The sequence below is a fragment of the Desertibacillus haloalkaliphilus genome (assembly GCF_019039105.1).
Taxonomy (GTDB): Bacteria; Bacillota; Bacilli; order Bacillales; family KJ1-10-99; genus Desertibacillus; species Desertibacillus haloalkaliphilus.
Genome location: NZ_JAHPIV010000068.1, coordinates 1 through 568, shown reverse-complemented (window position 1 = coordinate 568; position 568 = coordinate 1). Strand labels below are relative to the sequence as shown.

The 568-nt window shown below is 45.6% G+C and carries 1 protein-coding gene; it reads left to right on the top strand.

Annotated elements, in window-relative coordinates:
* Nucleotides 1–568: hypothetical protein (locus KH400_RS29610; protein ID WP_217227928.1), on the top strand; the 568-nt coding region annotated here is incomplete at both ends.

Here is a 568-nt window from a genome sequence, read left to right as displayed (position 1 = left end):
GGGGAAGAGAGAAAGGGGGAGAGGGAGAGGGAGGAGGGAAGAGGGAGGAAGGAGGAAAAGGGAGGGAGAAAGAGGGGGGAAAAAGAGAGGAAAAGAAAAGAGAGAAAAGAGGGAAAAGGGAAGAGGAGAGGGAAAGAAGAAGAAGGGAGGAGAAAAGAAGAGAAGAAGAAGGAAAAAAAGGGGAGGAAAAAAAGGGAGAGAGGAGAAAAGAGAAAAAAAGGAGGAAAGAAAAGGGAGGAGAGGAAAGAGGAAAAAAGAGGGGAAGAAAAAGGGAAAAAAGAGGGAAGGAGAGAGAAAAAGGAAGAAAAGGAAAGAGGAGAGAGGAGGGGGAAAGGGGAAGAGAAGGAAAAGGGAAGGGAAAAAAGAAAAGAAGGGGAGAAAGAGAAAAGGGAGGGAGAGGAGAGGAGGGAAAAAGAGGAGGAGGGAAGAGAGAGAAAGGAGAGGGAAGGAAGGAAAGGAAAAAAAAAGGAAGAAAAAGAAAGAAGGAAAGGGAGAAAGAAAAAGGAGGAAGGAGGGAAAAAAAGAAAGGAAGGGAGAAGAAGGGGGAGGGGAAAAGAAGAAGGAAAGA